The following is a 24214-nucleotide window of genomic DNA, read 5'->3' on the forward strand; positions in this document are numbered from 1 at the left end:
AGCAAGAGCAATGAACCCACGTTACGATCACTATCTGGCGCTGAAAGGCGAACATCCGAAGAAGTATGCACGCGATCTGGCGGCCTTAATGGGCATTGGCGAAGCGCAGCTGTGTGAAGCGCGCGTTGGCCAGGATGCTCACGCATTAAAAGCGGATTTCCCGGCGCTGCTGAAGGCACTGGAAGCCGTTGGCGAAACCAAAAGCATTACCCGCAACGAATATGCGGTACATGAGCAGGTCGGCAAATATGAAAACCTGCACCTCGGCGAACACGCCGGACTGATCCTCAACCCGCGCGCGCTCGATCAGCGCCTGTTCCCGGCACAATGGCACAGCGCGTTCTTCCTGCGTGAGCAGACGGCACGCGGCGAGCGTCAAAGCATTCAGATTTTTGACCGCCACGCGGATGCGGTGCTGAAAATCTATACCACTGACAATACCGATACGGCGGCATGGGATGCGCTGATCGCAGAATTCACCGTTGAAGCCGCAGTCGCACTCGATCCACAACCTGCCGTCGCGCCGGAACATAGCCGCGCAATCGATGCCGAAAAAGTGGAAGCCGAATGGCGCGCTATTACCGATGTGCATCAATTCTTTGGCTTACTGAAGCGTCACAACATTTCGCGTCAGCAGGCGTTCCAGGCGGTGCCGGACGATCTGGCGCGTCAGGTCAGCAACGATTCACTGGCTCAACTGCTGGCGCAGGCGCAGCAGGATGGCAACGAAATCATGATCTTCATCGGCAACCGTGGTTGCACGCAGATCTTCACCGGTGCGGTGGAGAAGCTGATGCCGATGGACAATTGGGTCAACATCTTCAATCCCACCTTCACACTGCACCTGATGGCCGATCACATCGCCGAGAGCTGGGTGACGCGTAAACCAAGTGGCGATGGCTTTGTCACCAGCCTCGAACTGTTTGCCGCCGACGGCACGCAGATTGCGCAGCTGTTCGGTCAGCGCAGCGAAGGGACGCCAGAGCAGGCGCGCTGGCGTGAGCAAGTCACTGCATTGGGAGCCAAGGCATGAAACATCTGACGCTGTTACTGCTGGGCGCCCTGGCGCTGCCGGCATTTGCTGCCGAACGGGTGATCTCGATTGGCGGTGACGTGACGCAAATCATCTATGCACTGGATGCGCAGGCAGATTTAGTCGCGCGCGACAGCACCAGCCAACATCCGGCGCAGGCCAACAAGCTGCCGGACATCGGCTATATGCGCCAGCTGAATGCCGAAGGCATTCTGGCCATGAAGCCCACGCTGGTGCTGACCAGCGAGTTGGCGAAACCGTCGCTGGTGTTGCAACAGGTTGAGAGCGCTGGCGTGAAAGTGGTGGATGTCACTGGCAAAACCAGCCTCGACGCCATCCCGGAAAAAATCGCTACCATCGGTAAAGCGCTGCATCGTGATGCCGAAGCGAAAGCGCTGATTGAAAAAGTGAACAAGCAGCGCGCGCAGATTCCGCAGCAGCCGCTGCCGGTGAAAGTGCTGTTTGTGATGGCGCACGGTGGCATGCGCACTCAGGCGGCAGGCAACCAAACTGGCGCTGACGCCGCGATCCGCAGTGCTGGTCTGGTCAACGCTATGGCGGCGATTCCGCATTATCAGCAGCTGTCGCAGGAAGGCGTCGTCGCTGCGGCACCGGATCTGGTGGTGGTCGGTGAAGATGGTCTGCGCACGCTGGGCGGCGAAGAGAAAATCTGGTCGCTGCCCGGTCTGGCACTGACGCCAGCGGGCCAGCATCACGCGCTGCTGGTGGTGGATGACATGGCGCTGCTGAGCTTTGGTCTCGATACACCGGAGACCATCGTTAAGCTGCGTAAAGCCGCCGAAGCGGTAAAACATGACTAATGCAGCCGTGATGCGTTGGCTGTTGTTGATGGGCATCAGCATGCTGGTTTGCATGCTGATGGCTGCCAATTTCGGTGCGATGCCATTGTCGATGCGCACGCTGTTTCATGCGCCGTTCAGCGATATGGCGTGGCAAATCTGGCTCAATATCCGCCTGCCACGCGTGTTGCTGGCGGTGCTGCTCGGTATGGCATTGGCGGTGTCCGGTGCGGTGATGCAGGGCCTGTTCCGCAATCCATTGGCCGATCCGGGTTTGCTGGGTATCAGCAGTGGCGCTGGGCTGGCGGTAGCGGTTTCGATCGTGGTGCCGCTGGGTTTACCGCCGTTGCTGGCGCTGTGGCTGCCATCGGTTGCCGCGTTTATCGGCAGCCTGATCGTGACGCTGTTGATCTTCAGTTTTAGTCGGCTGGCGCTGGGAAACTTGTCACGTTTGCTGCTGATCGGTATCGCCATCAATGCGCTGTGTGGCGCGGCGGTGGGTGTGCTCTCCTGGCTCAGCAATGACCAGCAGTTGCGCCAGCTGGCGCTGTGGGGCATGGGCAGTTTGAGCGCCGCACAATGGCCGAGTCTGGCGGTGTGTGCTGTACTGATCCTTCCCGCGCTGATCGCCATCCAGACCCGCGCGCGTCGTCTTAATCTGCTGCAACTCGGTGAAGAAGATGCGCATTACATGGGTATCGATGTGAAGCGTACCCAGCGCGAGCTGTTGGTGCTGAGTGCACTGCTGGTGGGCACCGCGGTGTCGGTGAGCGGGATTATCGGCTTTGTCGGATTAGTGGTGCCGCACGTGATGCGTTTCTGCGTCGGCAGCGATCATCGCTGGATGCTGCCGGGTTCGGCACTGGCAGGTGCCATTCTGTTGCTGCTGGCGGATACGCTGGCGCGCACGGTGGTGATCCCAGCCGAGATGCCGGTGGGATTGATCACCAGCCTGCTCGGTGGTCCATGGTTTCTCTGGCTGATATTGCGCCAGAAACGGGGGATGAATGAGTGATTCAATGCAGGCTCGCGGCCTGCGCTTTAGTCACGGTTCGCGTGCGCTGATTGATGATGTCTCTGTCACTTTGCAGCCTGGCGAGATGATCGCTCTGATCGGGCCAAACGGCGCGGGCAAATCCACGTTGCTGCGCCTGCTAACTGGGTTTCTGACGCCGGAAGCGGGTGAGTGCTGGCTCGGCGATCGTCCGTTAAGTGACTGGCCGCGTGAACCGCTGGCCCAGCGTCGTGCGGTGATGCGTCAGCAAAACAGCGTGACTTTCCCGCTGCCTGCCGAAGAAGTGGTGGCGATGGGACGTGCGCCGTGGCCAGCCAGCAAATCCAAAGCGGTGATTGAAGAGGTGATGCACATCACCGGCAGTCTGGAGCTGGCGAAGCGCGATTATCGTTCGCTGTCGGGCGGCGAGCAGCAGCGCGTGCAACTGGCGCGAGTGCTGGCGCAGTTATGGCACGATGACGGTCCACGCGGCTGGCTGTTTCTTGATGAGCCGACATCGGCGCTGGATCTGTATTGGCAGCAATATAGCTTACGACTGCTGCATAAACTGACGCGTAATGGCCATTTCAGCGTGTGTACGGTGCTGCACGATCTCAATCTGGCGTCGCTGTGGTCCGATCGTATTCTGCTGCTGCATCAGGGCAAATTGGTGGCGCAGGGTTCGCCCGCAGAGGTGATGACGGAAACCACGCTGACGCGCTGGTATCAGGCTGAGCTGAACGTGGTGACCCCGCAAGAGCAGGGCCGGCCGCAGATTCAGCTGCGGGCATAGCAGCTTTTCCTGCTGCGTATAAATGCGCGCGCTACGAAAACAGAGGCACCTGAATGCGCAGCGCTCATCCCGTAGCAGCGCAATTCATTGCGCTTATGCCAGCCACTCCGCTGAGTAAAGGCGCGCGATGCATCGCGCCGCTACTTAGGTGCAGCGCAATTCATTGCGCTTCTGTCATCCACTCCGCTGAGCAAAGGCGCGCGATAAATCGCGCCGCTACGTAGGTGCGGTTAATTCGTTCATGGCTTATCTGATCGTTATTACGCCATTTATGGCGCCCAAAACGTTAGCGGCAATCCACAATCAGACGTCCACGTACTTCGCCCGCCAGCAATGCTTCGGCACCTTCACGTACCTCACTCAGCGGGATCACTTTGGTTAACTGCTCGAGCAGTGCGCCATCTACCAACTCAGCCAGACGCTGCCACGCTTGCTCACGCAACTGCCTGGCGCACATCACGCTATCCACACCGGCCAACACCACGCCGCGCAGGATAAACGGTGCCACGCTGGTCGTCAGATCCAGACCTTGCGCCATGCCGCAGGCAGCGACCACGCCATCACGCTTGATGCCCGCCAGCACGTTGGCCAGCGTATGGCTGCCGACGCTATCAATCGCCGCCGCCCAGCGCTCTTTCGCCAGCGGTTTGCCGGGCGCACTCAGTTCAGCGCGATCGATAATCGAGGAAGCGCCGAGGGTGTTGATCAGGTAATCGCTGTCGCTGGCGCGACCGCTGGAGGCCACGACCTCATAGCCTAAACGGGCCAGCAAACTGACGCTAAAACTGCCGACGCCGCCGCTGGCACCCGTCACCAGCACCGGGCCATGCTGCGGCGTGATGCCCTGTTTTTCCAGTGCCAGCACGCACAGCATCGCGGTGAAACCAGCGGTGCCAATAGCCATGGTGTGCAGCGGGCTGAGCGCATCAGGCACTTTCACCAGCCAGTCACCGGAAACGCTGGCCTTTTGTGCCAGTCCGCCCCAATGTTTCTCGCCCACGCCCCAACCGGTAAGCAATGCTACATCGTCCTGCTGCCATTCGGGATGGCGGCTGCTGATGACCCGACCCACAAAATCAATACCCGGCACCATCGGAAACTGACGCACAATCGGCCCTTTATTGCAGATGGCGAGCGCGTCTTTGTAATTGAGGGTGGAATAGCTAACGTCGAGGGTGACATCCTGATCGGGCAACTGTTTTTCTGACAGATCCTGCAGGGATGTGCGGTAACCCTGTTCATCATTTTCAATGACCAATGCCTTAAACATGCAGCCTCCGGCTGAGTGAGGGAAGTGCGGGTCATATTACTCCTCTGGATTATGGGAGCAACACAGCTCAGGTGATGGCTTGCATAAATTCTCATAACACAAAGATATTTAAGCGGTTTTTATCACGGGCCAAAATGGTAATTACTTATTAATCAATTGGTTATTAATTGTTGCTTATGCGTGTCAATCTCGCTGCTTTGGGTTGTTCCAGCAAAAAAAGATGCCATCATTGCGCCCCAGTAAAACACCCACTTCCACCGTTCTGAGGACGCCGCCATGCTCGGTACAATGCGCATCTGCACTTGTTTCCGTTCGCTTTATGATAAGCGGCCCTCCGTCATTTGTTGTTCGCATTTCTCGCTCACCATGCGGTGAGGCCAGCTTAACGCGCTATGCTGTTGGACATGACTAAAGACAGACGCGATCTGACTTTACTGATGTCTATCGGTTGCGGCGGTTGATCCGCCCGATTGACGTTATTCGCCGGGGAAATTTCCTCATTGCTGTGCCACTGGCACCCACTCATCCTTCATTACGGGGATTTGTGTTATGAATCCATTGAAAATTGCTGCCAGCGTTGCGGTAGCGCCAAGCCTGAGCCTGAACACCGCGCGTGACGTGGTGACGCTCGACAATACCGATTTTACCGATGTGGCGGCGGTCGTCGTTTCACTGGCGGATACGCGCAGCGGCGTGTTAGGCCTACTGCGCCAGACCGGCTTCAACTTGCCGGTGTTTGTCGCCAACGCGTTTGATGAAGAAGTGCTAAAGCTGCCAGGCGTGACCGGTGAAATCAATGGCGCATCGGAAGAGTGGGATGCGCTGGAAGAAGCCGCGCAGGCGTATGAATCTGACCTGCTACCGCCGTTTTTCGATACGCTGACGCGCTATGTCGATATGCAGAACAGCACCTTTGCGTGTCCGGGACATCAGGGCGGGGCGTTTTTCCGCAAGCATCCGGCCGGGCGTCAGTTCTATGAATTCTATGGCGAGAACCTGTTTCGTTCCGACATGTGCAACGCCGACGTGAAGTTGGGCGATTTGCTGATCCACGAAGGGTCAGCGAAGGATGCACAGAAGTACGCGGCGAAAGTGTTCAACGCCGATAAAACCTACTTTGTATTGAACGGCACCTCCAGCGCCAACAAAGTGGTGACCAACGCCATGCTGACGCGCGGCGATCTGGTGCTGTTTGACCGCAACAACCATAAATCCAACCATCACGGTGCGCTGATTCAGGCGGGCGCAACGCCGGTGTATCTGGAAGCGGCACGCAACCCGTTCGGCTTTATCGGCGGGATTGATGCGCACTGCTTTGATGAAGCTTACCTGCGCGAACAGGTGCAGAAAGTCGCGCCGCACCGCGCCAAAGATCAGCGCCCGTTCCGTCTGGCGATCATTCAGCTCGGCACCTACGATGGCACCGTGTATAACGCGCGTCAGGTGGTGGATCGCATCGGCCATCTGTGTGACTACATCCTGTTTGATTCTGCGTGGCTGGGCTACGAGCAATTTATCCCGCTGATGGAAGGTTGTTCGCCGCTGACGCTGGAGCTGAACGAGAACGATCCCGGCATTTTCGTCACTCAGTCGGTGCACAAACAGCTGGCAGGCTTCTCGCAGACTTCGCAGATTCACAAAAAAGATAACCACATCCGGGGTCAGAAGCGTTTCTGTCCCCACAAGCGTCTCAACAACGCCTTTATGCTGCACGCCTCAACCAGCCCGTTCTATCCGTTGTTTGCCGCGCTGGATATCAATGCGCGCATGCACAAAGGCGAAGCCGGACGCAGCATGTGGCACGAATGCGTCACTATCGGCATTGATACGCGCAAAGCGATTCTGGAACGCTGTGAGATGATCCAGCCGTTCCTGCCGGAGAAAGTGCACGGCAAGCTGTGGCAGTTGGCAGAAACTGAAGCGATTGCCGCCGATCCTGCCTACTTCAGCCTGGCGCCAGGCGAGAAATGGCATGGCTTTGAGGGTTACGCCAGCGATCAGTATCTGGTTGATCCGTGCAAGCTGCTGCTGACCACGCCAGGCATTGATGCCGCCAGCGGTGAATACACCAGCTTCGGTATTCCGGCCACCATTCTGGCCAACTACCTGCGCGAGAACGGTATCGTGCCCGAGAAGTGCGATCTCAACTCCATCCTCTTCCTGCTGACGCCAGCGGAGAACCCGGAGAAGATGGCGCATCTGGTGGCGATGCTGGAACAGTTTGAGCACCATGTGAAAGAAGATGCGCTGCTGGCTGAAGTGCTGCCGAGCGTCTATCGCAAAAACATGGAACGCTACAAAGGCTACACGCTGCGCCGCCTGTGCCAGGAGATGCACGATCTCTACGTCAGCTACGATGTGAAAGATCTGCAGAAGGCGATGTTCCGCGAAGCCTGCTTCCCGAAAGTGGAAGTGAATCCGCAGGATGCGCATCAGGCTTACATTCGTGGTGAGGTGGAACTGGTGGCGATTGCGCAAGCAGAAGGGCGCATTGCCGCCGAAGGTGCGCTGCCGTATCCACCGGGCGTGCTGTGCGTGGTGCCGGGCGAAGTGTGGGGCGGCGCGGTACAGCGTTATTTCCTCGCGCTGGAAGAGGGCATCAACTTGTTGCCGGGCTTCTCACCGGAGCTGCAAGGGGTTTATACCGAGGAAGATGACAGCGGTCGTAAGCACTTAGTGGCGAACATGATGGTGCGCTAACGGGCTCGACGGCGTGCGGTGCAATCACCGCACGCCGTCAGCATCTTATCAGTGGCGAACCACCTGAATTTTATCTTTAGCCAGTCTTCCCGCCGGATATGCTGCCTGCTTGCGGCGTTTACCCGTGATGTAAACACCGACGCACAGCACCATAAACGTCACCATCAGCGTCATCAGACTCTCGTAGCGATACTGTGGCAGATAGAACATATAGCCCAGCACACTGACAATCATCAAAATGCTCAGCCAGGTCAGCCACGGGAACAACCACATTTTGAAATCAGGCGTGATGCCCTGTTTTTCCATCGCCGTGCGCATTCTCAGCTGTGAAACGGCAATCACCAAATAGACAATCAGCGCAATCGCTCCGGTAGTGGAGATAAGGAAGGCGAACACCTCTCCCGGAAAAGCGTAGTTCGCGATACAGGCGATAAATCCGGCCAGCGTCGAACCCAATACCGCCACGCGGGGTACGCCGCCGTTCGACACCGTGGCACTAGAGGCCGGGGCATTGCCACGTTTTCCCAGCGAATAGAGCATACGCGAAGCGGTATATAAACCGGAGTTCATGCAGCTGCACACCGCAATCAGCACCACCAAATCCACCAGCAGTTTGGCACCGGGGAAATTCAGCGTGGATAGCACGTACTGGAAAGTGCCCTGGGCTAACAGCTGCGGATCATTCTATGCCACCAGTGACACCACGAGAAAAATAGAGAGCAAATAGAATAACGCGATGCGGTAAACCACAAGGTTAATTGCCCGGCTAATTTTCTTACTGGGATCTTTGGATTCCACGGCGGCAATGGTGACAACTTCTGCGCCAAAAAATGAAAAGATGGTCAGCAAAATACCGGTTAATACCGCGCCAAAACCGTGTGGCATAAAGCCGATGCTGTTATATAAATGCGCCACGCCACTGACATTCGCCAGCGGCCAATATCCTGAAATTGCCATGATACCAATACCAATAAATCCAATAATCGCCACCACTTTAATGATCGCGAACCAAAACTCAAAGGCACCAAAGTTTTCACGCTAAACAGGTTGGTCATTGTGAGCAGCAGGATAATGGCGGTGGTAAACTGCCACGAGGCAATGGAGGGGAAATAAGCGTGCAGGATATCGGCACCGGCAATCGCCTCAACCGGAATCAGCAATACCCAAAACCACCAATATAACCAGCCGATGGTAAAACCGGCCCACGGACCAATGGCTTTCGCGGCGTAGGTTGAAAAGGAACCTGAGTCGGGTTGCAGCACGGCCATTTCACCCAGCATGCGCATCACCAGCAGTACCAGTACGCCGGTCATGGCATAGGAGAGCAGCACCGCCGGGCCTGCGGTGGCAATGGCATTGGCGGAACCAACAAATAAGCCAGCACCGATGATGCCAGCGATGGAGATCATACTAACCTGTCGATCCGAAAGGCCGTCGCCTAACGAATCATTTTTTGCGGGTGAATGGCTCATAGTTGTCCTTTTGGCATTCAGGCATGACATTAACTGTCCCGCACACGGATTGAATTCGTGTTACCGGGATAACAATGTAATGCGCCAGAGCGATGTCAATATAATCAGTGAAGTGTGATGTTCATCTTAATTTTTAAAATAAAATCCATGGGTTATTATCAAGTTCAGTTTTCATGTCTACTACTTTAATTTTTAGTGATGAATGAGAAGGTGAATAAATATTTGCACCTTATTTTAAAAGGGGTCAATTAGGCGTGAAGTGTGAGATGGGATGAAAAGTTAAAAAGATAGAAAATAAAATCAGGTGAGATTGGCGAGCGTGTTGTGAAAACAACAGCTTGTGAGTGGCGAACTTTCACCATATTGATTTCTTATTTTTGTGAGGTTGGGCGATATTCGCGGTAGAGTTTTAGGCTTATTGCTAACAATGAAAAAGGCGGAGGCAGAGTCAATAATTTTTTCTCTGCCTGCCCCTACAATAACTAATGCGTCATCTCTTTGGGAGATGATTAATAACGATGATAACTACGCTGCGCCTGATTTACCTTATACAGATAGCGGCGCGATTCGCCAGACGGATGGCTGGTGGTCAGCGTCTGATAGACTTCATTTGGCGACATGTCGTTGATCTTGGCGAAGGCGCGATCTTTATCGCTGGAGAACACGCGCAGTACGCTACCCGCGCCGCCGTTGTAGGCGGTGATCACGGCGTAACGGCGTGACAGCGGATCCTGAATCCCGCCTAAATAACTCTTCTGCAGCAGTGACAGGTAAGCGGTGCCGGCATCAATGTTGTTCGCCGGATCCAGCAGATAGCTGCGGCTCGGTTTGCCCCATTTGCCTTTCATGCGGAACACATCCACGCCAGCGGTGTGCTGAACCACCTGCATCAAGCCCAATGCATCAGAGTTGCTGACCGCATAAGGGTTGAAGCTCGATTCGGTCTGCATAATCGCCAGAATCAGTGACGCATCCACGCCGTACTGTTCCGCCGATTTACGTACCAGCGGCAAATATTTGTGCGCACGCTTGTCGAGGTGGTTGGGCACCATCGGAATGGTTACCGACCAGATAACGTGCAGTCCAGAGGTGCGTTTCTGCAGTTTGTTCTGGATCAGATAGTCAGCAAAACTGGCCGCGCGGCCCTGCCAACGGATCGGTTGTCCGGTGTTGTCCAGCACCTGGCCGTAAAGCAGTGGCTCTTTACTGATCTGAATATCGTTGGCATCGGAGTAGAGATCGACATTACCCGGATCGTCACCGATCAACAGGGTGGTGACAATCGCCTGGCGCAGGCTGGCCATCGGATCGGTGCCGGCAATGGTCTCAATGGTGATGCTACCGCTGTCGAAGTTAATGTGACTGCGGGTGTAATAGCTGTCGCTATATTTGACGTAATCTTTCGGCCCGGCGATCAGGACCTCATTGATTCCCCAAATATTTTCAATGTTGGCGGCAAACTGCCCCATCAGAATGTCGAAACCGTTGGTGTCCTTGACCCACTCTTCGTGATACTGCGATTTTTTTTGTCCAGAGCAGGAAACCAAAAGTGGGGCAATCACTAACAGCGCTATCAGTTTTTTATTCATTGTAAATGCGTGCCTGATTCGAAAAAGAGGGCCTCAAAGGAAGGCCCTGAACGATTATTTTTCTGGCGGGGTGAAACCTTCGATGTGCACATCTTTGCCTTCAAACAGGAAATTGATCATCTCCTTTTCCAGCACTTTGCGATCTTCCGGGTTCATCATGTTGAGCTTCTTTTCGTTGATCAACATGGTTTGCTTGGCCATCCACTGCTGCCAGGCTTCTTTGGAAATATCGTTATAGATGCGTTTACCGATCTCGCCAGGATAGAGCTGAAAGTCCTGGCCTTCAGCGTCGCGTTGCAGAAATGTACAAAAAATGGTGCGGCTCATTACTCTTCCTCTTGGATCACGCGCGTGTGCAGTGCCAGTTGCTGGGGATGGCGCAATTCCTGCAATAAGCGCTCAACGGGCGCTGCCAAACCCACTGACGGTGGTTGCGCTAAGTTATACCAGAGACCGCTCGCTTCATCCATCAGCGACCCGGCAGAAGGCCACGCCAGCCACATAGGCACAATGTCTAAATGGAAATGGCTGAAGGTATGACGAAACGCTGTCAGCTGCTGCGGTTTGGTGTGAATGCCGCGCGTGGCCAGCCAGTCAGTTAGCGCTTGCTCACTGGTGAACTGCGGGAAACAGAACAGGCCGCCCCATAATCCCACCGGCGGACGTTGCTCGAGGAACACCTCGTCGCCGTGTTGGATCATCAGGAACCAACCGGTGCGCTCAGGAATCGTCACTTTGGGCTTCTTGCCCGGATACTCCGCCCAACTGCTGTTGGCATAAGCCACGCAGCCGCTGCTGACCGGGCAAATCTCACACTTAGGACGTGAGCGAGTACACACTAACGCACCGAGATCCATCATCGCCTGATTAAACTGGCTTACGCCTTCTGCGGGCGTCACTTCTTCACTGATCTGCCACAACCGTTTCTCAACGTCTTTTTTGCCCGGCCAGCCGCCGACGGCATAGCAACGTGCCAGCACGCGCTTGACGTTGCCATCAAGAATCGGGAAATGCAGTCCGAGCGACAGAGACAGCACCGCGCCTGCCGTGGAGCGTCCAACGCCAGGCAGCGCGGCCACATCATCAAAATTACGCGGGAACTCACCACCGTGCTTATCGACCACCTGTTTCGCCGCTTTGTGCAGATTGCGCGCACGGGCGTAATAGCCAAGCCCGGTCCACAAATGCAGCACTTCATCCAGCGGTGCCGCAGCCAGATCGGCAATCGTCGGGAAGCGCGCCATAAAGCGTTCAAAGTAAGGAATAACGGTGGCAACTTGTGTCTGCTGCAGCATCACTTCGGAGAGCCACACTTTATAAGGTGTTTTCTCCTGCTGCCATGGCAGGGTTTTACGGCCAAAGCGCTGATACCACTCCAGCACCTGTTGCCCGAACTGCGGCGCTTGCATCATTTGAAGGAAATTTTCCGTGTTTACTCTACAATCAGGCAGGAATTCCAGCACACAGACATCAGGGTGTAAACCGGAAGATTGCAAAGGCTTGCTTCTGCTATCTAACTTTGCATAATGCCCGTTTCCCAGAAAAGGCTAACCAGCAGGCTTCAACATGATTAATGACGTCATCACCCCGGAATTTGATGAGAACGGCCGGCCATTGCGCCGTATCCGCAGTTTTGTGCGCCGCCAGGGGCGCTTAACGAAAGGGCAGCAGCACGCGCTCGATAATTACTGGCCGGAGATGGGTGTCGAGTTCCAGCAGGAGCCGCTGGATTTGGCTGCACTGTTTGGCCGCGAAGCGCCAGTGGTGCTGGAAATCGGTTTTGGCATGGGCGCCTCGCTGGTGACCATGGCACAAAACAATCCGCACCAGAATTTCCTTGGTCTTGAAGTGCATGCGCCTGGCGTGGGTGCTTGCCTGGCATCGGCGAAAGAAGCCGGTGTCGATAACCTGCGTGTGATGTGTCACGACGCAGTTGAAGTACTGCAGCAGATGATTCCGGATAACTCACTGCGCATGGTACAGCTGTTCTTCCCGGATCCCTGGCATAAAGCGCGTCATAACAAACGTCGCATTGTGCAGGTACCTTTTGCTGAGCTGGTGATGCGCAAGCTGAAATTGGGCGGCGTATTCCATATGGCGACCGACTGGGAAGAGTATGCGAAACATATGCTGGAAGTGATGAGCAGCATTGATGGGTATAAAAACCAGTCAGAAAGTCACGATTACGTGCCGCGTCCGGAAACGCGTCCGTTAACGAAATTTGAGCAGCGCGGGCAGCGTTTAGGCCATGGCGTATGGGATTTGATGTTTGAGAGGGTGAAATAATGGCCGTACAGCGTAGCCGTCGTTTACGTAAAAAACTGCATATTGATGAGTTTCAGGAGTTAGGTTTCTCCGTTGCCTGGCGCTTTGCCGAAGGCACCACTGAAGAGCAGATTGATGCCACGCTGGATCAATTTATTACTGAAGTGATTGATCCAAATGGTCTGGCGTATGACGGCAGCGGTTATCTGGTGTGGGAAGGTCTGGTTTGCCTGCAGGAAACCGGCAAATGCACCGATGAGCATCGTGAGCTGGTGCGTAAATGGCTGGAGAAACGCGAGCTGTCGGATGTTCAGGTAACTGAACTCTTTGACGTCTGGTGGGACTAATGACTTTACTGGTCTGAGAGATCGCTTCAGGCTAGCTCACTTGCGCTTTTGGCGCCGGGCAGTGCTCGCATTCCTCACGTACTTGAGTACGCTCCGGATGCTGTGCGCTGGCCGTCACCAAATTCGCTGCGCCGCCTGTGCCTGACCTGTCCTAACAGCAAGGCGTTGGCGGCTTTTCGTTTTTAGGGAGGTTTCATGGTTCGTAAGGCGCTTCTTACCGCACTGCTGCTGGCTGCAGCGACACAGGCGCAGGCTGATTATCAGTGCAGCGTTAATCCTCAGGATGATGTGATCATCAAACCGCAGAGCGTGCAGGTGGTGGGCACCAACGGTAACCTTGAAATCTCACCGCAGGGCGACGTGACCTTCAACGGGCAACCCGCCAACGTGGATAACGCCACGCGTCAGAAAGCCATCGATTATCAGAATGCGCTACGCCGCGATTTGCCGTGGGTGGATAACGGTGCCTCAACGCGTCTGGAACGCAGCCGTGTGGCGCTGGATAAAGTGATTGTGGAAAAACTCGGTGCCAACAGCAACGTGCGCAATCGCCTGACCAAGCTGGATGAACAGCTGAAACAGCAGATGAACCGCATTATTGAGCATCGTCCAGATGGTTTGACCTTCCACCATCAGGCGATTGACCAGGTACGCGCTGACGGCGAGAAGCTGGTGCAGAGCACGCTGGGCGGCATTATGCAGGATAGCCTGAACGAGATGGGCAGCAGCCAGGCTGCCAGCGGCAGTAATCCTCTGCAGGCGATCATGGGCAACCTTGGCGGCTTGCAGCAGGCGGTTCAGGCGGAGTGGAAGAATCAGGAACAGGACTTCCAGAACTTCGGCCATGAGGTGTGTAATCGCGTGACGGATCTGGAAGGGCAGCGTAAAGGTCTGATGCAGAAGGTTAAGTAAGTTGTGTAGTGGCGCACGATGGGTGCGCCGCTATGCATAGGTGGCTTAGCAACCGCTTTAAATGTCAGGGGTTGCTAAGCCGTTTTGAATTAGCAGCCGCCTTGAATGTCAGGGGCGACTGCTAAGCCGTTTTGAATGCTACGGACGGCTCAACATAGGGGGCGACTCAGTGCAGCCTCGTACTTAGGTTTGAACCTGTTGGCTCTGACCTACATAAACAGTTCAAGCAGTGAGTTCAGGAACAACTTCCCTTTCTCCGTGATTTGCCACAGCTCTGCCGTTTCCACCACATATCCCGCCTTGATAGCGTTATCCATCTGTGTACGAATTACTGCTTCATCCAACCCGGTGTAACGATGGAAATCGGCGCGCGGTGCCGCTTCCAGCAGGCGGAATCGGTTCATAAAGAACTCGAACGGCTTATCCTCGATCTCCACATCGTGCTGCTTATCGAGGTAATTTCCCTGCATAAAGCCGCGTGGATGACGGGTTTTCACGGTTCGCACAATTCTGCCATCCGGCTGCGTCAGCTTGCCGTGCGCACCACAGCCGATGCCGAGGTAATCACCAAAGCGCCAATAGTTGAGGTTGTGCTCGCAGCGATAGCCCGGCTTCGCATAGGCCGAGGTTTCATACTGCTGATAACCGGCGGCGCTCAGCAACTCATGGCCTTGTTCGTAGATGTCCCACAGCGCATCGTCATCCGGCAGCACCGGCGGGCGCGAGCTGAACAGGGTGTTGGGCTCAATGGTCAGCTGATACCACGACAGATGCGGTGGGTTAAGCGCAATCGCCTGACGTAAATCGTCCAGCGCCTCTTCCAGCGACTGATCGGGCAAACCGTGCATCAGATCGAGGTTAAAGCTGCGCAGGCCAAGACCGGCCGCGAGATGGGCGGCACGTACCGCTTCTTCAGGGCCGTGAATGCGTCCTAGGCGCTCTAATTTCTGCGGGCTAAAACTCTGCACGCCAATCGAAATACGGTTAATACCGGCTTTCTGGTAGGCGCTGAAGCGATCCGCTTCTACGGTGCCCGGATTGGCTTCCATGGTGATTTCCGCATCGGCAGCCAGCGTCAGGCGCGCACGCACGCCATCCATCAGCATTTGCATCGCGTTGCTGCTCAGCAGGCTCGGCGTACCGCCACCGATGAAGATGGTGCGCACTTCGCGGCCAGCGGTCAGCGGCAAATCTCGTTCGAGATCGTTGAGCAGGTGCTGCACATACTCGATGTGCGGCACCTCGCCTTTTAACGCGTGAGAGTTGAAATCACAGTACGGGCACTTCTGCACACACCACGGAATATGGATGTACAGGCTTAACGGAGGTAACTCAGGCATTGCGCATCGCATCCAGTAACAGCGTCAATGCTTTGCCACGGTGAGAAACAGCACGCTTTTCATCTTTACTCAGCTCGGCTGCAGTTTTGCCCAGTTCAGGAACATAGAAAATCGGGTCGTAACCGAAGCCGCCTTCGCCAGTTGCCGCGCGGGTGATTTCGCCCGCCCAGCTGCCGTGGAACACCAGTGGCACAGGATCGGCCGCATGGCGCACGTATACCAACACACAGTGGAACTGCGCCTGACGCTCGCCATCCGGCACGTTTTCCAGCGCCACCAGCAGCTTATCGAGATTCTGCTGGTCGCTGGCGTCTTCACCGGCGTAGCGCGCAGAGTAGATGCCCGGCGCGCCGCCAAGAGCATCCACCGCCAGACCTGAGTCATCGGCAATCGCTGGCAAGCCAGTGATCTGCGCCGCATGACGCGCCTTGAGAATGGCATTTTCAATAAAGGTCAGGCCGGTTTCTTCCGCTGACTCAACGCCCAGCTCGGTTTGCGCCACGATGTCGAGGCCGAAGGCCGCTAACAAATCGGCCAGTTCACGAACTTTGCCCGGATTACCGGTGGCGAGTACGACTTTTTGCATAACAGTTCCAGATTAACGAATTACAGCAAATACCAGAGACCTGGGAACAGGTCCATGCCGAGGAAATTCAGCGCGTACAGCACCAGAATCACGATCATGGCAGAGAAATCGATGCCGCCCATGGCAGGCAAAATACGACGAATCGGTGACATCAGCGGTTCAGTCAGCTGAATCAACACGTGATCAATCGGGCCGCGACCCTGGCTGATCCAACTCATCAGTGAACGAATGATGATCACCCAGAACACCAGATAACCGGCGGATTTCACCAACGATAGCAAGCCGACCAGCAGGTTAGTTGGGTCAACCGAGAACACCCCGACCTGAATCAGTAACAGCACCGGGTATTTCAACGTGGTCAGCACAAAGGCCAATACCAGCGAGGCGGTATCAATCGGGCCTAGCGCGGGCAATATACGGCGCAAAGGTTTGATGATCGGCTGAGTAATTTTAACTACAAACTGGGCCAGCGGGTTGTAAAAGTCGCAGCGCGCCCACTGCATCCAGATACGCAGCAGCAGTACCATCACGTACAGGTCGATCAGCGTTTTGACTAAAAACGTCATTGTTAACATGAGGTTCCTCAATTATTGTTGTGAAGGTCGCGCATAATCCCGCGCGCCAAAAACGGCGGTGCCAATACGCACCATGGTGCTGCCCGCGGCGATTGCCGCGTCCATATCGTCGCTCATTCCCAGAGAAAGCGTATCGACGTCAGGATAATCCTGCTTTAGAGCGTGAAACGCGTCTGCCATCTGCTTACAGACCGCAAACTGCCGTTCGAAATCCGATTCCGGTGCCGGAATGGCCATCAATCCGCGCAAACGCAGATGTGGCAATGCCGCTATCTGCTCAGCCAGCGCCGGAATAGCCTCCAGCATGATGCCAGATTTGCTGTTCTCGTCACTGATATTTACCTGAATTAACACGTTTAGCGGCGGCAATGTCTCCGGGCGCTGGTCATTCAGACGCTGGGCAATCCGCTCACGATCCACGGTGTGACACCAGGCAAAGTGCTCCGCCACCAGACGACTTTTATTGGATTGCAGTGGCCCAATAAAGTGCCATTGCAGTTCAGGATGTGCGGCCAGCTCAGTGACTTTTTCAACCCCTTCCTGCACGTAATTTTCACCGAACGCCTGCTGTCCGGCAGCGATAGCTTCTGCGACTGCGCTCGCAGGTTTGGTTTTGCTCACTGCAAGCAGCGTTATTTCTTCTGGCGCGCGGCCGCAACGCGCGGCAGCAGCGGCGATACGCTGGCGCACTTGCTGTAAGTTGTGCTCAATGGAAGTCATAGTCAGGAGAAGTTAAATGGATTTGGATGAAGTTGTGGCGCTTAGTGTAAAGCATAACGCCGCCGATCTGCACCTTTGCAGCGGACATTTCCCACACTGGCGGCGGCAGGGCGTGCTGGAGCCGATTCCGCATTACGACCCACTAGATAACAATTGGCTGGAAGGGTTTATCCAGCAGTGGCTGAGCAGCGCGCAACAGGCGGATCTGGAGGAGAGCGGTCATGTTGATTTTGCGATGACTTTACAGAGCGGCGTACGTCTGCGCGGCAACCTGTTTATGCAGCGTCACGGTTTATCGCTGGCGCTACGGCTGATTGCCAGCGAGGCACCGGAGATTGCCCGTCTGCATCTGCCCGGGGTGGTGCAGCAGCTGTTACAGTTGGAGGAAGGGCTGATCTTAATCACCGGCGCGACCGGCAGCGGCAAATCCACCACGCTGGCGGCGATGGTGGACTGCCTTAACCGCGAACAGGCGCGCCACATTCTCACGCTGGAAGATCCGATTGAGTTTGTGCATCACAGCCAGCGTTCTCTGATTCAGCAACGCGAAGTCGGGGCACACAGCGCCTCGTTCCAACAGGGATTAAAGGCCGCCCTGCGCGAGGACCCCGATGTGATTCTGCTGGGTGAGCTACGTGACAGCGAAACCATACGGCTGGCGCTGACGGCGGCGGAAACCGGGCATCTGGTGCTGGCAACCTTACATACGCGCGGTGCCACGCAAGCGGTGGATCGATTAGTGGATGTGTTTCCCGCTGAGGAGAAAACCTGGTGCGCACCCAGCTGGCGGGCAGTTTGAAAGCCGTGCTGGCACAGCGTCTGGTGCCCGCTCTGGCGGGGGGGCGGATTGGGTTATTCGAGGTGCTGGTGGCCACGCCTGCAGTAGTGAATCTCATCCGCGAAGGCAAGATGCATCAGTTACCTGGCGTGCTGCAAACCGGCGCTCAGGCCGGTATGCAGACATTCGCCCAAAGCGAACAGGCGCGGCGCCAGGCAGGATTGATTTAACGGTTTAGTGGGTGTCGAACCAATCTTCCAGAATGATCACCGCTGATTGTGAATCAACCTGGCCTTTCTGTAGCGCCCGGAAGCCGCCACGTTCGAACAGATCAGCTCGTGCTTCGACGGTGCTCAAACGCTCATCCTGCATTTCAACGCGCACGCCAAAACGGCCATGCAGGCGGTTGGCGAACTTACGGGCGCGATCGGTCAGCGGCTGTTCGGTGCCATCCATGTTGAGCGGTAAACCCACCACGACATAATTGGGCTGCCACTCTTTCAGTAGCTTTTCAATCAGGTTCCAGTTGGGGATGCCGTCTTGTGCTTTGATGGCGGTCAGGGCGCGTGCGGTGCCGGTTAGCTGTTGACCGACAGCAACGCCGATGCTTGTGGTGCCGAAATCGAAGCCCAGCAACGTTTCACTGGCCATCAGGCGTGCCCTGCGTCGCTGGTCATGTTGTGAATATCGATGCCCATGCTGCGTGCGGCTTCGCGCCAGCGCTCGGCTATCGGCGTCTGGAACAGAATATTGCTATTGGCAGGTGCGGTTAGCCAGGCGTTTTCCAGCAGCTCGTTTTCCAGCTGATCTTTCTCCCAGGCGCAGTAACCCAACGCCACCAGCACATTTTCCGGCTGGGCCGAGGTGCCGATGGCCTCCAGCACATCACGTGAGGTGGTGATCACCGTGTTGTCGGAGATACGGAGCTGGAAGAGTAAATCTTCTGGGCAGAGTGCAGGATAAAGCCACGATCTTCCGCCAGCGGCCCGCCTGAGAACACCGGTTTATCCAGTTTGATGGCGGGATCGCGATCGGTTGCGCTGATTTTAAGTTTCTTCAGGATGCCTTCGACCGTCAGATTTTCCATCGGTTTGTTCACAATCAAACCCATGGCGCCATCTTCATTGTGCTCGCAGATATACACCACCGAGCGTTTGAACAGCGGATCCTGCAGCGACGGCATCGCAATCAAAAAATGGTGCTGTAAATTCATTCTCACTCGTATACCAAAAATAACCGGCGTGACCGCAGTCACGTCGGTTTTGGGTTCTCACGGCGCTTACACGCCGTTGACATCAGCCCAGGCGTTTCTCAATGGCATCCATCAGCATGCCGGTGATCGAGATCGGGAACGCCGCCTCGATCTCACGCACGCAGGTTGGGCTGGTAACGTTAACTTCGGTGAGTTTATCACCAATGATATCCAGGCCGACAAAAATCAGCCCTTTAGCTTTCAGCGTTGGTCCCACGCGGCGGGCAATTTCCCAATCGCTGTCACTCAGTGGACGTGCTTCACCGCGACCACCTGCAGCGAGGTTACCACGAGTTTCGCCACCTTGTGGAATACGCGCCAGGCAATAAGGCACCGGTTCGCCGTCTACCACCAGCACGCGTTTATCGCCATCTTTGATCGCTGGCAGATAGTTTTGCGCCATGCAGAAGTTCTGGCCGTGATTGGTCAGAGTTTCGGTGATCACACCAAAGTTTGGATCGTCCTGCTTCACGCGGAAGATGGATGCGCCGCCCATGCCGTCCAGCGGCTTGAGGATCACGTCACCGTGCTCTTGCCAGAAGGCACGCAGCTGCTCTTTATTGCGGGTCACCAGCGTATCTGGCGTCAGGTCGGCGAACCATGCCGTATAGAGCTTCTCGTTACAGTCGCGCAGGCTCTGCGGTTTGTTAACGATCAGCGTACCTTGCTCTTCCGCACGTTCCAGCAGATAGGTGGCGTAAATGAATTCGGTATCGAATGGCGGATCTTTACGCATCAGCACCACGTTCAAATCGGCCAGCGGAATCACCTGCTCGCTACCGAAGTCGTACCATTTGTCGTAATTCTGCTCGACGCTCAGCAGGCGCGTGCGTGCATAAGTCACGCCACCGCGCAGGGAGAGATCGCCCATCTCCATGTAATGAATTTCGTAACCACGACGCTGTGCTTCCAGCAACATGGCGAAGCTGGTGTCTTTTTTAATGTTGATGGACGAAATTGGGTCCATAACGATGCCAAGCTTAATCATTATTCTCTCCTCAAAGGGGGAATTTATTGCCCCGTTCCGTGACAGCGCAGCGGCTTTTCACGTGCGTAGTGATACAACCCGAAAGTATCCCTTAACCGACGTCACCAAACCTCACCTGAAGTGCCGTTATTGCCGTCAGCGCGGTAGTTTCTGTGCGCAGTACGCGTGGACCTAACAAAATATCGGTAAAACCTTGCTGTGCGGTCATGGCAATCTCGTCAGCAGACAAGCCGCCTTCCGGACCAATCAGCAGGCGAACGCGTTCAACCGGCTGTGGCAGAGTGTTGATACTGTGGCTGGCGCGCGGGTGCAAATTCAGCTTTAAACCGCTGTCCTGCTCCGCACACCAGGCTTCCAGCGTCATCGCTTCACGAATTTCCGGCACGCGATTACGGCCGCACTGTTCGCAGGCGGCAATCGCAATTTTTTGCCATTGCTGAATCTTCTTCGCCAGTCGTTCAGCATCCAGCTTTACGCCGCAGCGCTCAGAAAACAAGGGTGTAATGACATTCACGCCGAGTTCAATCGATTTCTGGACAGTAAATTCCATTTTTTCACCGCGCGACATCACCTGACCAAGGTGCAGGTGCAGCGGTGATTCACGGTCATCGAGCTGACTGGCAAGGATGCTTACTTTTACACGCTTTTTATCGGCCTGGGTGATTTCAGCGCTAAAAGTCAGATTACTGCCATCAAACAGCTCAATATGTTGACCGACGGTCATGCGCAGCACGCGCCCGACGTGGTTTGCCGCATCTTCATCGAGGAAGACTTCGCTATTAACTTCTAAGGATTCGGGATGATAAATGCGAGGTATACGCATGCGGTTCCTGCCAGCGTTATGCCGTGTCACACGACACGGCCCAATCGGAAAAAAAGCTAGTGTAGGGTAGCGCTTTTAGCGCTGGCAAGCCTGTTGTACATAGGGGTTGTGATTTCCCTGTACCTGCGCGATGCGATTATCACGTTCACACTCCCATTTGCTCACCGGATATTGCTTGTTCCAGGCGGTGAACAGCTGGGTTTGCTGACGGGAAAGGCGCAACTGATACTGGTCGCGCATATAGAAGTAGGTGCGGGCGATGGCCCCGCGTGCACGCTCCGGCGGCTGCGCCAGCTTCTGCTTGAAATCGATCTTCATTGAACACTGGCCGTATTGCGCGTCGCCGCCATTCCATTGGCTGTACTGGAAGTTATTGCGATCGCCATTCACTTCACCGATTGCTGGTTGCAGGTTGTGCAAGTCGCTCTCAATGCGGCGGTAATCGGCATCCTTGCTGCAATTTTTGCGCCCGCCGTTTTGCCAGCACTGGCGCTGATGGCCGAACTCCCACGCGGGCATCACATGTTCCCACTCGATACGTTCTGCGCGATTGGCATTTTTCCGCACGTTGTAGCCGCAGCTGCTCAGATCGGGCACGCCTTTTTTGCCGTGCCAGCTGATTTTGCAGCCGCAGTAAAATTCTGTTGGTGCGTCGGCATTGATTTGCGCGGCAACCACTTTGGCCTGCTGGAAGTTGTTCTGATGATAGTTGGAAAAACTGAGGCTGAACGCACTAACGGGAACAACTAATAAGGAGAGTAACAACAGCGTTTTGCGAGACATATTCCAAAATTAACCTGGTGCGGAAAAAGGCGGCAGGGTAACAGAATGGGGGAAGGTGGGATATCAGATAAACGGATTAAGCCGCTGGAAATTCACCGGGTTGCAGCAGTGTGCCGCAGTGAACGCAGCGATACTCGCTTTCACCACGCACGATGCGGTTGTGGCGTCGTACGGTGAGCTGATGCTGCTGGCAGCGGCAACGATAGGGGAAGGTGTTGCTGCGCACCGAGGCGATTTCGAACTGATGGGTACGACGCGCGGGCACGCCGAGCACGCTCTCCATCATCCACTTCCACTCTTTACCGTGCGGCGGCACGCGGCCAAAGGTTTTCCATACCAGCAGATGCGCCAGCTCATGCGGCACCACCTCATCCACAAATGCCTGCTGATTTTCCAGCAATAGCACCGGGTTAATGCGGATCTCCCATTTCTCCAGCCACGCGGTTCCAGCGGCGGTGCCGCGCTGCAGATACACCAGCTTTGGCTCGTCATAGTGACGTTCCAGCTTTTCATTGGCGAGCTGCAGATAGTGGCGCAACGAGCGCATCACGGCTTGTTGCAGGGCGATGGGAAGGCGAGGTGTTTTCATGCCGGGCAGGATAACCTGGTACGCAAAAATGCGCACCTCACGAACACGGCAAAAATGGTCGTGACGTCATTATGGGTAAAATGCAGGCGCTGTGGATTGCCATCCCCAAAGCGGCCCCAGCCTGCTGATTAACGACGGTGCGTTTTGTAAAAAAAAGGGCCGCCAATCGGCAGCCCTTGTTCCCGCTTATCGACCTTACTGCTGGCCGATATCGCGCAGTTTTTTGCCTGACAACAGGTTACGCTCAATGTGCTCCAGCGAGACGTTTTTGGTCTCGGGAATCAGCATAACGGTCAGCAGGATGAAGAACACGTTCAGACCCGCATACACCCAGAAGGTCGGTGCGTTGCCCAGCGTATTCAGCATGGTCAGGAAGGTGGCACCGACGATCATGTTCGCAATCCAGTTGGTTGCGGTAGACACGGTGATACCAAAATCGCGGCCTTTCAGCGGCTGAATTTCGGAACACAGTACCCAGATCAGCGGACCGGCAGACATCGCGAAGCCAACAATAAACATCAGCAACATGCCGACGGCGAAGTACTGCGCTGAAGCAGAGTTGATGCCAATGTGCAGCATGGTGCCGAGGATGCCCATACCGGCCGACATCACGATGAAGCCCAGCACCAGCGTCGGTTTACGACCCCAGCGATCCACCAGACCAATCGCGATAAAGGTTGCCAGCACGTTCACCAGGCCGACAATCACCGTGCCCCACATCTGCTGAGTGGTGTTGGCGAAGCCCGCAATCTCAAAGATTTTTGGCGCGTAATACATGATGACGTTCATACCGGTGAACTGCTGCATCACCTGCAACAGCACGCCAAGGAACACCGCGCGACGGAAGTTGCTGTTGCTCTGGAACAACTGCCAGCCGGACTGTTTGATCTTCAGGCTTTCACGAATCTCATCCAGCTCACGTTTGGCCTGCTCGCTGGTATCACGCAGACGAGACAAGACGCGTTCCGCACTGCGGAAATCGCCTTTTGCCGCCAGCCAGCGCGGGCTGTTTGGCAGGAAGAATACGCCCACCAGCAACAGCAGTGCCGGGATGGTGATGATGCCCAGCATCCAGCGCCATGCGCCTGCATCACTGAACGCGGTATCGGACAGATACGCGCCCAGGATACCGATGGTGATCATCAGCTGGTAGAGAGAAATCATGCTACCACGAATCTTTTCTGGTGCGATTTCAGAAAGATACAGAGGAGCAGTATAAGACGCGACACCCACGGCCAGGCCGAGCACCACGCGTGCAGCAATCAGCATGTCCGGGCTAACCGCCATGGCTGACCACAGTGAACCGATGACGAACAGAATTGCACCGGCCATCAGGCTCTTTTTACGGCCCAGTTTTGAAGACATCCAGCCGCTACCAATAGCCCCCACAGCAGCACCGAACATCATGGAGCTGACAATCCACTCTTGCTGATGGGCAGTCACGTTGAAATCTTTTGCGATGAAGGGCAGGGCACCAGCGATAACGCCGATATCCAGACCAAACAGCAGGCCGGCCAGAGCCGCTAAGAAGCAGACAAACAAGGTCATAACCTTATTCGATGTTCTGCTCTTATGAGTATTACCAGGCATAATGCCTCCGAAGTT

The 24214-nt window shown here is 55.5% G+C and carries 22 protein-coding genes and 3 pseudogenes; 9 read left to right on the plus strand and 16 right to left on the minus strand.

Annotated features, from left to right (window positions below; all coding sequences use genetic code 11):
* Positions 1 to 10: 10 nt before the first annotated feature.
* The 4 genes from HA45_RS01385 to HA45_RS01400 are packed head-to-tail and all read left to right on the plus strand — an operon-like array spanning position 11 to position 3620.
* Positions 11 to 1033, plus strand: coding sequence for a hemin-degrading factor (locus HA45_RS01385; RefSeq protein ID WP_100703485.1), 1023 nt, complete (start codon positions 11 to 13; stop codon positions 1031 to 1033).
* Positions 1030 to 1854, plus strand: a complete 825-nt coding sequence (locus tag HA45_RS01390; protein WP_100703486.1) for a heme/hemin ABC transporter substrate-binding protein — start codon at positions 1030 to 1032, stop codon at positions 1852 to 1854. Before HA45_RS01385 ends, HA45_RS01390 begins: the two co-directional genes overlap by 4 nt.
* Positions 1847 to 2848 (plus strand): FecCD family ABC transporter permease, encoded by a 1002-nt coding sequence (locus HA45_RS01395; protein ID WP_100703487.1) that lies wholly within the window; start codon positions 1847 to 1849, stop codon positions 2846 to 2848. Before HA45_RS01390 ends, HA45_RS01395 begins: the two co-directional genes overlap by 8 nt.
* A complete protein-coding gene (locus HA45_RS01400) occupies positions 2841 to 3620 on the plus strand; it encodes a heme ABC transporter ATP-binding protein (RefSeq protein WP_100703488.1) in 780 nt (259 codons plus the stop codon). The genes HA45_RS01395 and HA45_RS01400 overlap by 8 nt, the downstream gene beginning before the upstream one ends.
* 286 nt (positions 3621 to 3906) lie before the next feature.
* Here the strand turns inward: HA45_RS01400 and acuI are convergent, their stop codons facing one another.
* Positions 3907 to 4890 carry an acrylyl-CoA reductase (NADPH) gene (gene acuI, locus HA45_RS01405; RefSeq protein WP_100703489.1) on the minus strand — a complete coding sequence of 328 codons (984 nt, stop codon included), beginning with the start codon at positions 4888 to 4890 and terminating at the stop codon, positions 3907 to 3909.
* Between the two features lie 549 nt (positions 4891 to 5439).
* Between acuI and HA45_RS01410 the strand changes: the two genes are divergently transcribed.
* On the plus strand, positions 5440 to 7590 hold the full coding sequence (locus HA45_RS01410) for an ornithine decarboxylase (RefSeq protein ID WP_100703490.1): 2151 nt from the start codon (positions 5440 to 5442) through the stop codon (positions 7588 to 7590).
* Positions 7591 to 7638: 48 nt separating this feature from the next.
* On the opposite strand, the pseudogene HA45_RS28870 reads toward HA45_RS01410, so the two are convergent.
* The 4 genes and pseudogenes from HA45_RS28870 to mutY form a co-directional block, all read right to left on the minus strand.
* Positions 7639 to 9092: pseudogene (locus HA45_RS28870) on the minus strand (amino acid permease).
* A gap of 479 nt (positions 9093 to 9571) precedes the next feature.
* Entirely contained in the window at positions 9572 to 10651 is a 1080-nt protein-coding gene (mltC, locus tag HA45_RS01420; protein WP_100703491.1) for a membrane-bound lytic murein transglycosylase MltC, read from the minus strand.
* A 54-nt stretch (positions 10652 to 10705) separates the two neighbouring features.
* Positions 10706 to 10978, minus strand: coding sequence for an oxidative damage protection protein (locus HA45_RS01425; RefSeq protein ID WP_100703492.1), 273 nt, complete (start codon positions 10976 to 10978; stop codon positions 10706 to 10708).
* Positions 10978 to 12063, minus strand: a complete 1086-nt coding sequence (mutY, locus tag HA45_RS01430) for an A/G-specific adenine glycosylase (RefSeq protein ID WP_100703493.1) — start codon at positions 12061 to 12063, stop codon at positions 10978 to 10980. Before mutY ends, HA45_RS01425 begins: the two co-directional genes overlap by 1 nt.
* 154 nt (positions 12064 to 12217) lie before the next feature.
* On the opposite strand from mutY, the gene trmB reads away from it, so the two are divergent.
* From trmB to HA45_RS01445, 3 genes are all read left to right on the plus strand, one after another.
* A complete protein-coding gene (gene trmB / locus HA45_RS01435) occupies positions 12218 to 12937 on the plus strand; it encodes a tRNA (guanosine(46)-N7)-methyltransferase TrmB (RefSeq protein WP_100703494.1) in 720 nt (239 codons plus the stop codon).
* Positions 12937 to 13263: a YggL family protein gene (locus tag HA45_RS01440; protein WP_034823275.1), complete on the plus strand. Its 327-nt coding sequence runs from the start codon at positions 12937 to 12939 to the stop codon at positions 13261 to 13263. The genes trmB and HA45_RS01440 overlap by 1 nt, the downstream gene beginning before the upstream one ends.
* A 195-nt stretch (positions 13264 to 13458) precedes the next feature.
* A complete protein-coding gene (locus tag HA45_RS01445) occupies positions 13459 to 14175 on the plus strand; it encodes a YggN family protein (protein WP_100703495.1) in 717 nt (238 codons plus the stop codon).
* A 209-nt stretch (positions 14176 to 14384) separates the two neighbouring features.
* Here the strand turns inward: HA45_RS01445 and hemW are convergent, their stop codons facing one another.
* The 4 genes from hemW to HA45_RS01465 are packed head-to-tail and all read right to left on the minus strand — an operon-like array spanning position 14385 to position 17396.
* A complete protein-coding gene (gene hemW, locus HA45_RS01450) occupies positions 14385 to 15515 on the minus strand; it encodes a radical SAM family heme chaperone HemW (protein ID WP_100703496.1) in 1131 nt (376 codons plus the stop codon).
* Positions 15508 to 16101 (minus strand): XTP/dITP diphosphatase, encoded by a 594-nt coding sequence (locus HA45_RS01455; protein WP_100703497.1) that lies wholly within the window; start codon positions 16099 to 16101, stop codon positions 15508 to 15510. Before HA45_RS01455 ends, hemW begins: the two co-directional genes overlap by 8 nt.
* 20 nt (positions 16102 to 16121) lie before the next feature.
* Positions 16122 to 16676, minus strand: a complete 555-nt coding sequence (locus tag HA45_RS01460; protein WP_100703498.1) for a YggT family protein — start codon at positions 16674 to 16676, stop codon at positions 16122 to 16124.
* Between the two features lie 12 nt (positions 16677 to 16688).
* On the minus strand, positions 16689 to 17396 hold the full coding sequence (locus HA45_RS01465) for a YggS family pyridoxal phosphate-dependent enzyme (protein ID WP_100703499.1): 708 nt from the start codon (positions 17394 to 17396) through the stop codon (positions 16689 to 16691).
* 16 nt (positions 17397 to 17412) lie between these two features.
* Here HA45_RS01465 and HA45_RS01470 point away from each other — a divergent pair.
* Positions 17413 to 18404, plus strand: a pseudogene (locus HA45_RS01470) (type IV pilus twitching motility protein PilT).
* Between the two features lie 4 nt (positions 18405 to 18408).
* Here HA45_RS01470 and ruvX read toward each other — a convergent pair.
* The 7 genes and pseudogenes from ruvX to HA45_RS01505 all read right to left on the minus strand — a co-directional run bounded on the left by ruvX (position 18409) and on the right by HA45_RS01505 (position 24199).
* Positions 18409 to 18825, minus strand: a complete 417-nt coding sequence (ruvX, locus tag HA45_RS01475; protein WP_100703501.1) for a Holliday junction resolvase RuvX — start codon at positions 18823 to 18825, stop codon at positions 18409 to 18411.
* Positions 18825 to 19387, minus strand: a pseudogene (locus HA45_RS01480) (YqgE/AlgH family protein). The gene ruvX and the pseudogene HA45_RS01480 overlap by 1 nt, the downstream one beginning before the upstream one ends.
* 82 nt (positions 19388 to 19469) lie before the next feature.
* Entirely contained in the window at positions 19470 to 20414 is a 945-nt protein-coding gene (gene gshB, locus HA45_RS01485) for a glutathione synthase (RefSeq protein WP_100703503.1), read from the minus strand.
* Between the two features lie 91 nt (positions 20415 to 20505).
* Positions 20506 to 21237, minus strand: a complete 732-nt coding sequence (gene rsmE / locus HA45_RS01490; RefSeq protein ID WP_100703504.1) for a 16S rRNA (uracil(1498)-N(3))-methyltransferase — start codon at positions 21235 to 21237, stop codon at positions 20506 to 20508.
* 75 nt (positions 21238 to 21312) lie between these two features.
* A complete protein-coding gene (gene endA, locus HA45_RS01495) occupies positions 21313 to 22020 on the minus strand; it encodes a deoxyribonuclease I (RefSeq protein ID WP_100703505.1) in 708 nt (235 codons plus the stop codon).
* A 76-nt stretch (positions 22021 to 22096) separates the two neighbouring features.
* Positions 22097 to 22609, minus strand: coding sequence for a SprT family zinc-dependent metalloprotease (locus HA45_RS01500; RefSeq protein WP_100703664.1), 513 nt, complete (start codon positions 22607 to 22609; stop codon positions 22097 to 22099).
* A 195-nt stretch (positions 22610 to 22804) separates the two neighbouring features.
* On the minus strand, positions 22805 to 24199 hold the full coding sequence (locus HA45_RS01505; RefSeq protein ID WP_100703506.1) for a sugar porter family MFS transporter: 1395 nt from the start codon (positions 24197 to 24199) through the stop codon (positions 22805 to 22807).
* Between the last annotated feature and the right edge of the window lie 15 nt (positions 24200 to 24214).

The sequence above is a fragment of the Pantoea rodasii genome (assembly GCF_002095465.1).
In the GTDB taxonomy this organism is placed as follows: Bacteria; Pseudomonadota; Gammaproteobacteria; order Enterobacterales; family Enterobacteriaceae; genus Pantoea; species Pantoea rodasii.

Excerpts from the sequence above, each read along its gene's own strand:
- HA45_RS01460 (WP_100703498.1), bottom strand. The coding sequence starts at position 16,676 with ATGTTAACAATGACGTTTTTAGTCAAAACGCTGATCGACCTGTACGTG.
- HA45_RS01410 (WP_100703490.1), top strand. The coding sequence starts at position 5,440 with ATGAATCCATTGAAAATTGCTGCCAGCGTTGCGGTAGCGCCAAGCCTG.
- hemW (WP_100703496.1), bottom strand. The coding sequence starts at position 15,515 with ATGCCTGAGTTACCTCCGTTAAGCCTGTACATCCATATTCCGTGGTGT.
- gshB (WP_100703503.1), bottom strand. The coding sequence starts at position 20,414 with ATGATTAAGCTTGGCATCGTTATGGACCCAATTTCGTCCATCAACATT.
- HA45_RS01385 (WP_100703485.1), top strand. The coding sequence starts at position 11 with ATGAACCCACGTTACGATCACTATCTGGCGCTGAAAGGCGAACATCCG.
- endA (WP_100703505.1), bottom strand. The coding sequence starts at position 22,020 with ATGTCTCGCAAAACGCTGTTGTTACTCTCCTTATTAGTTGTTCCCGTT.
- HA45_RS01440 (WP_034823275.1), top strand. The coding sequence starts at position 12,937 with ATGGCCGTACAGCGTAGCCGTCGTTTACGTAAAAAACTGCATATTGAT.
- HA45_RS01445 (WP_100703495.1), top strand. The coding sequence starts at position 13,459 with ATGGTTCGTAAGGCGCTTCTTACCGCACTGCTGCTGGCTGCAGCGACA.
- HA45_RS01390 (WP_100703486.1), top strand. The coding sequence starts at position 1,030 with ATGAAACATCTGACGCTGTTACTGCTGGGCGCCCTGGCGCTGCCGGCA.
- rsmE (WP_100703504.1), bottom strand. The coding sequence starts at position 21,237 with ATGCGTATACCTCGCATTTATCATCCCGAATCCTTAGAAGTTAATAGC.
- HA45_RS01455 (WP_100703497.1), bottom strand. The coding sequence starts at position 16,101 with ATGCAAAAAGTCGTACTCGCCACCGGTAATCCGGGCAAAGTTCGTGAA.
- HA45_RS01505 (WP_100703506.1), bottom strand. The coding sequence starts at position 24,199 with ATGCCTGGTAATACTCATAAGAGCAGAACATCGAATAAGGTTATGACC.
- HA45_RS01465 (WP_100703499.1), bottom strand. The coding sequence starts at position 17,396 with ATGACTTCCATTGAGCACAACTTACAGCAAGTGCGCCAGCGTATCGCC.
- HA45_RS01395 (WP_100703487.1), top strand. The coding sequence starts at position 1,847 with ATGACTAATGCAGCCGTGATGCGTTGGCTGTTGTTGATGGGCATCAGC.
- HA45_RS01400 (WP_100703488.1), top strand. The coding sequence starts at position 2,841 with ATGAGTGATTCAATGCAGGCTCGCGGCCTGCGCTTTAGTCACGGTTCG.
- mutY (WP_100703493.1), bottom strand. The coding sequence starts at position 12,063 with ATGATGCAAGCGCCGCAGTTCGGGCAACAGGTGCTGGAGTGGTATCAG.
- HA45_RS01500 (WP_100703664.1), bottom strand. The coding sequence starts at position 22,609 with ATGAAAACACCTCGCCTTCCCATCGCCCTGCAACAAGCCGTGATGCGC.
- HA45_RS01425 (WP_100703492.1), bottom strand. The coding sequence starts at position 10,978 with ATGAGCCGCACCATTTTTTGTACATTTCTGCAACGCGACGCTGAAGGC.
- trmB (WP_100703494.1), top strand. The coding sequence starts at position 12,218 with ATGATTAATGACGTCATCACCCCGGAATTTGATGAGAACGGCCGGCCA.
- mltC (WP_100703491.1), bottom strand. The coding sequence starts at position 10,651 with ATGAATAAAAAACTGATAGCGCTGTTAGTGATTGCCCCACTTTTGGTT.
- ruvX (WP_100703501.1), bottom strand. The coding sequence starts at position 18,825 with ATGGCCAGTGAAACGTTGCTGGGCTTCGATTTCGGCACCACAAGCATC.
- acuI (WP_100703489.1), bottom strand. The coding sequence starts at position 4,890 with ATGTTTAAGGCATTGGTCATTGAAAATGATGAACAGGGTTACCGCACA.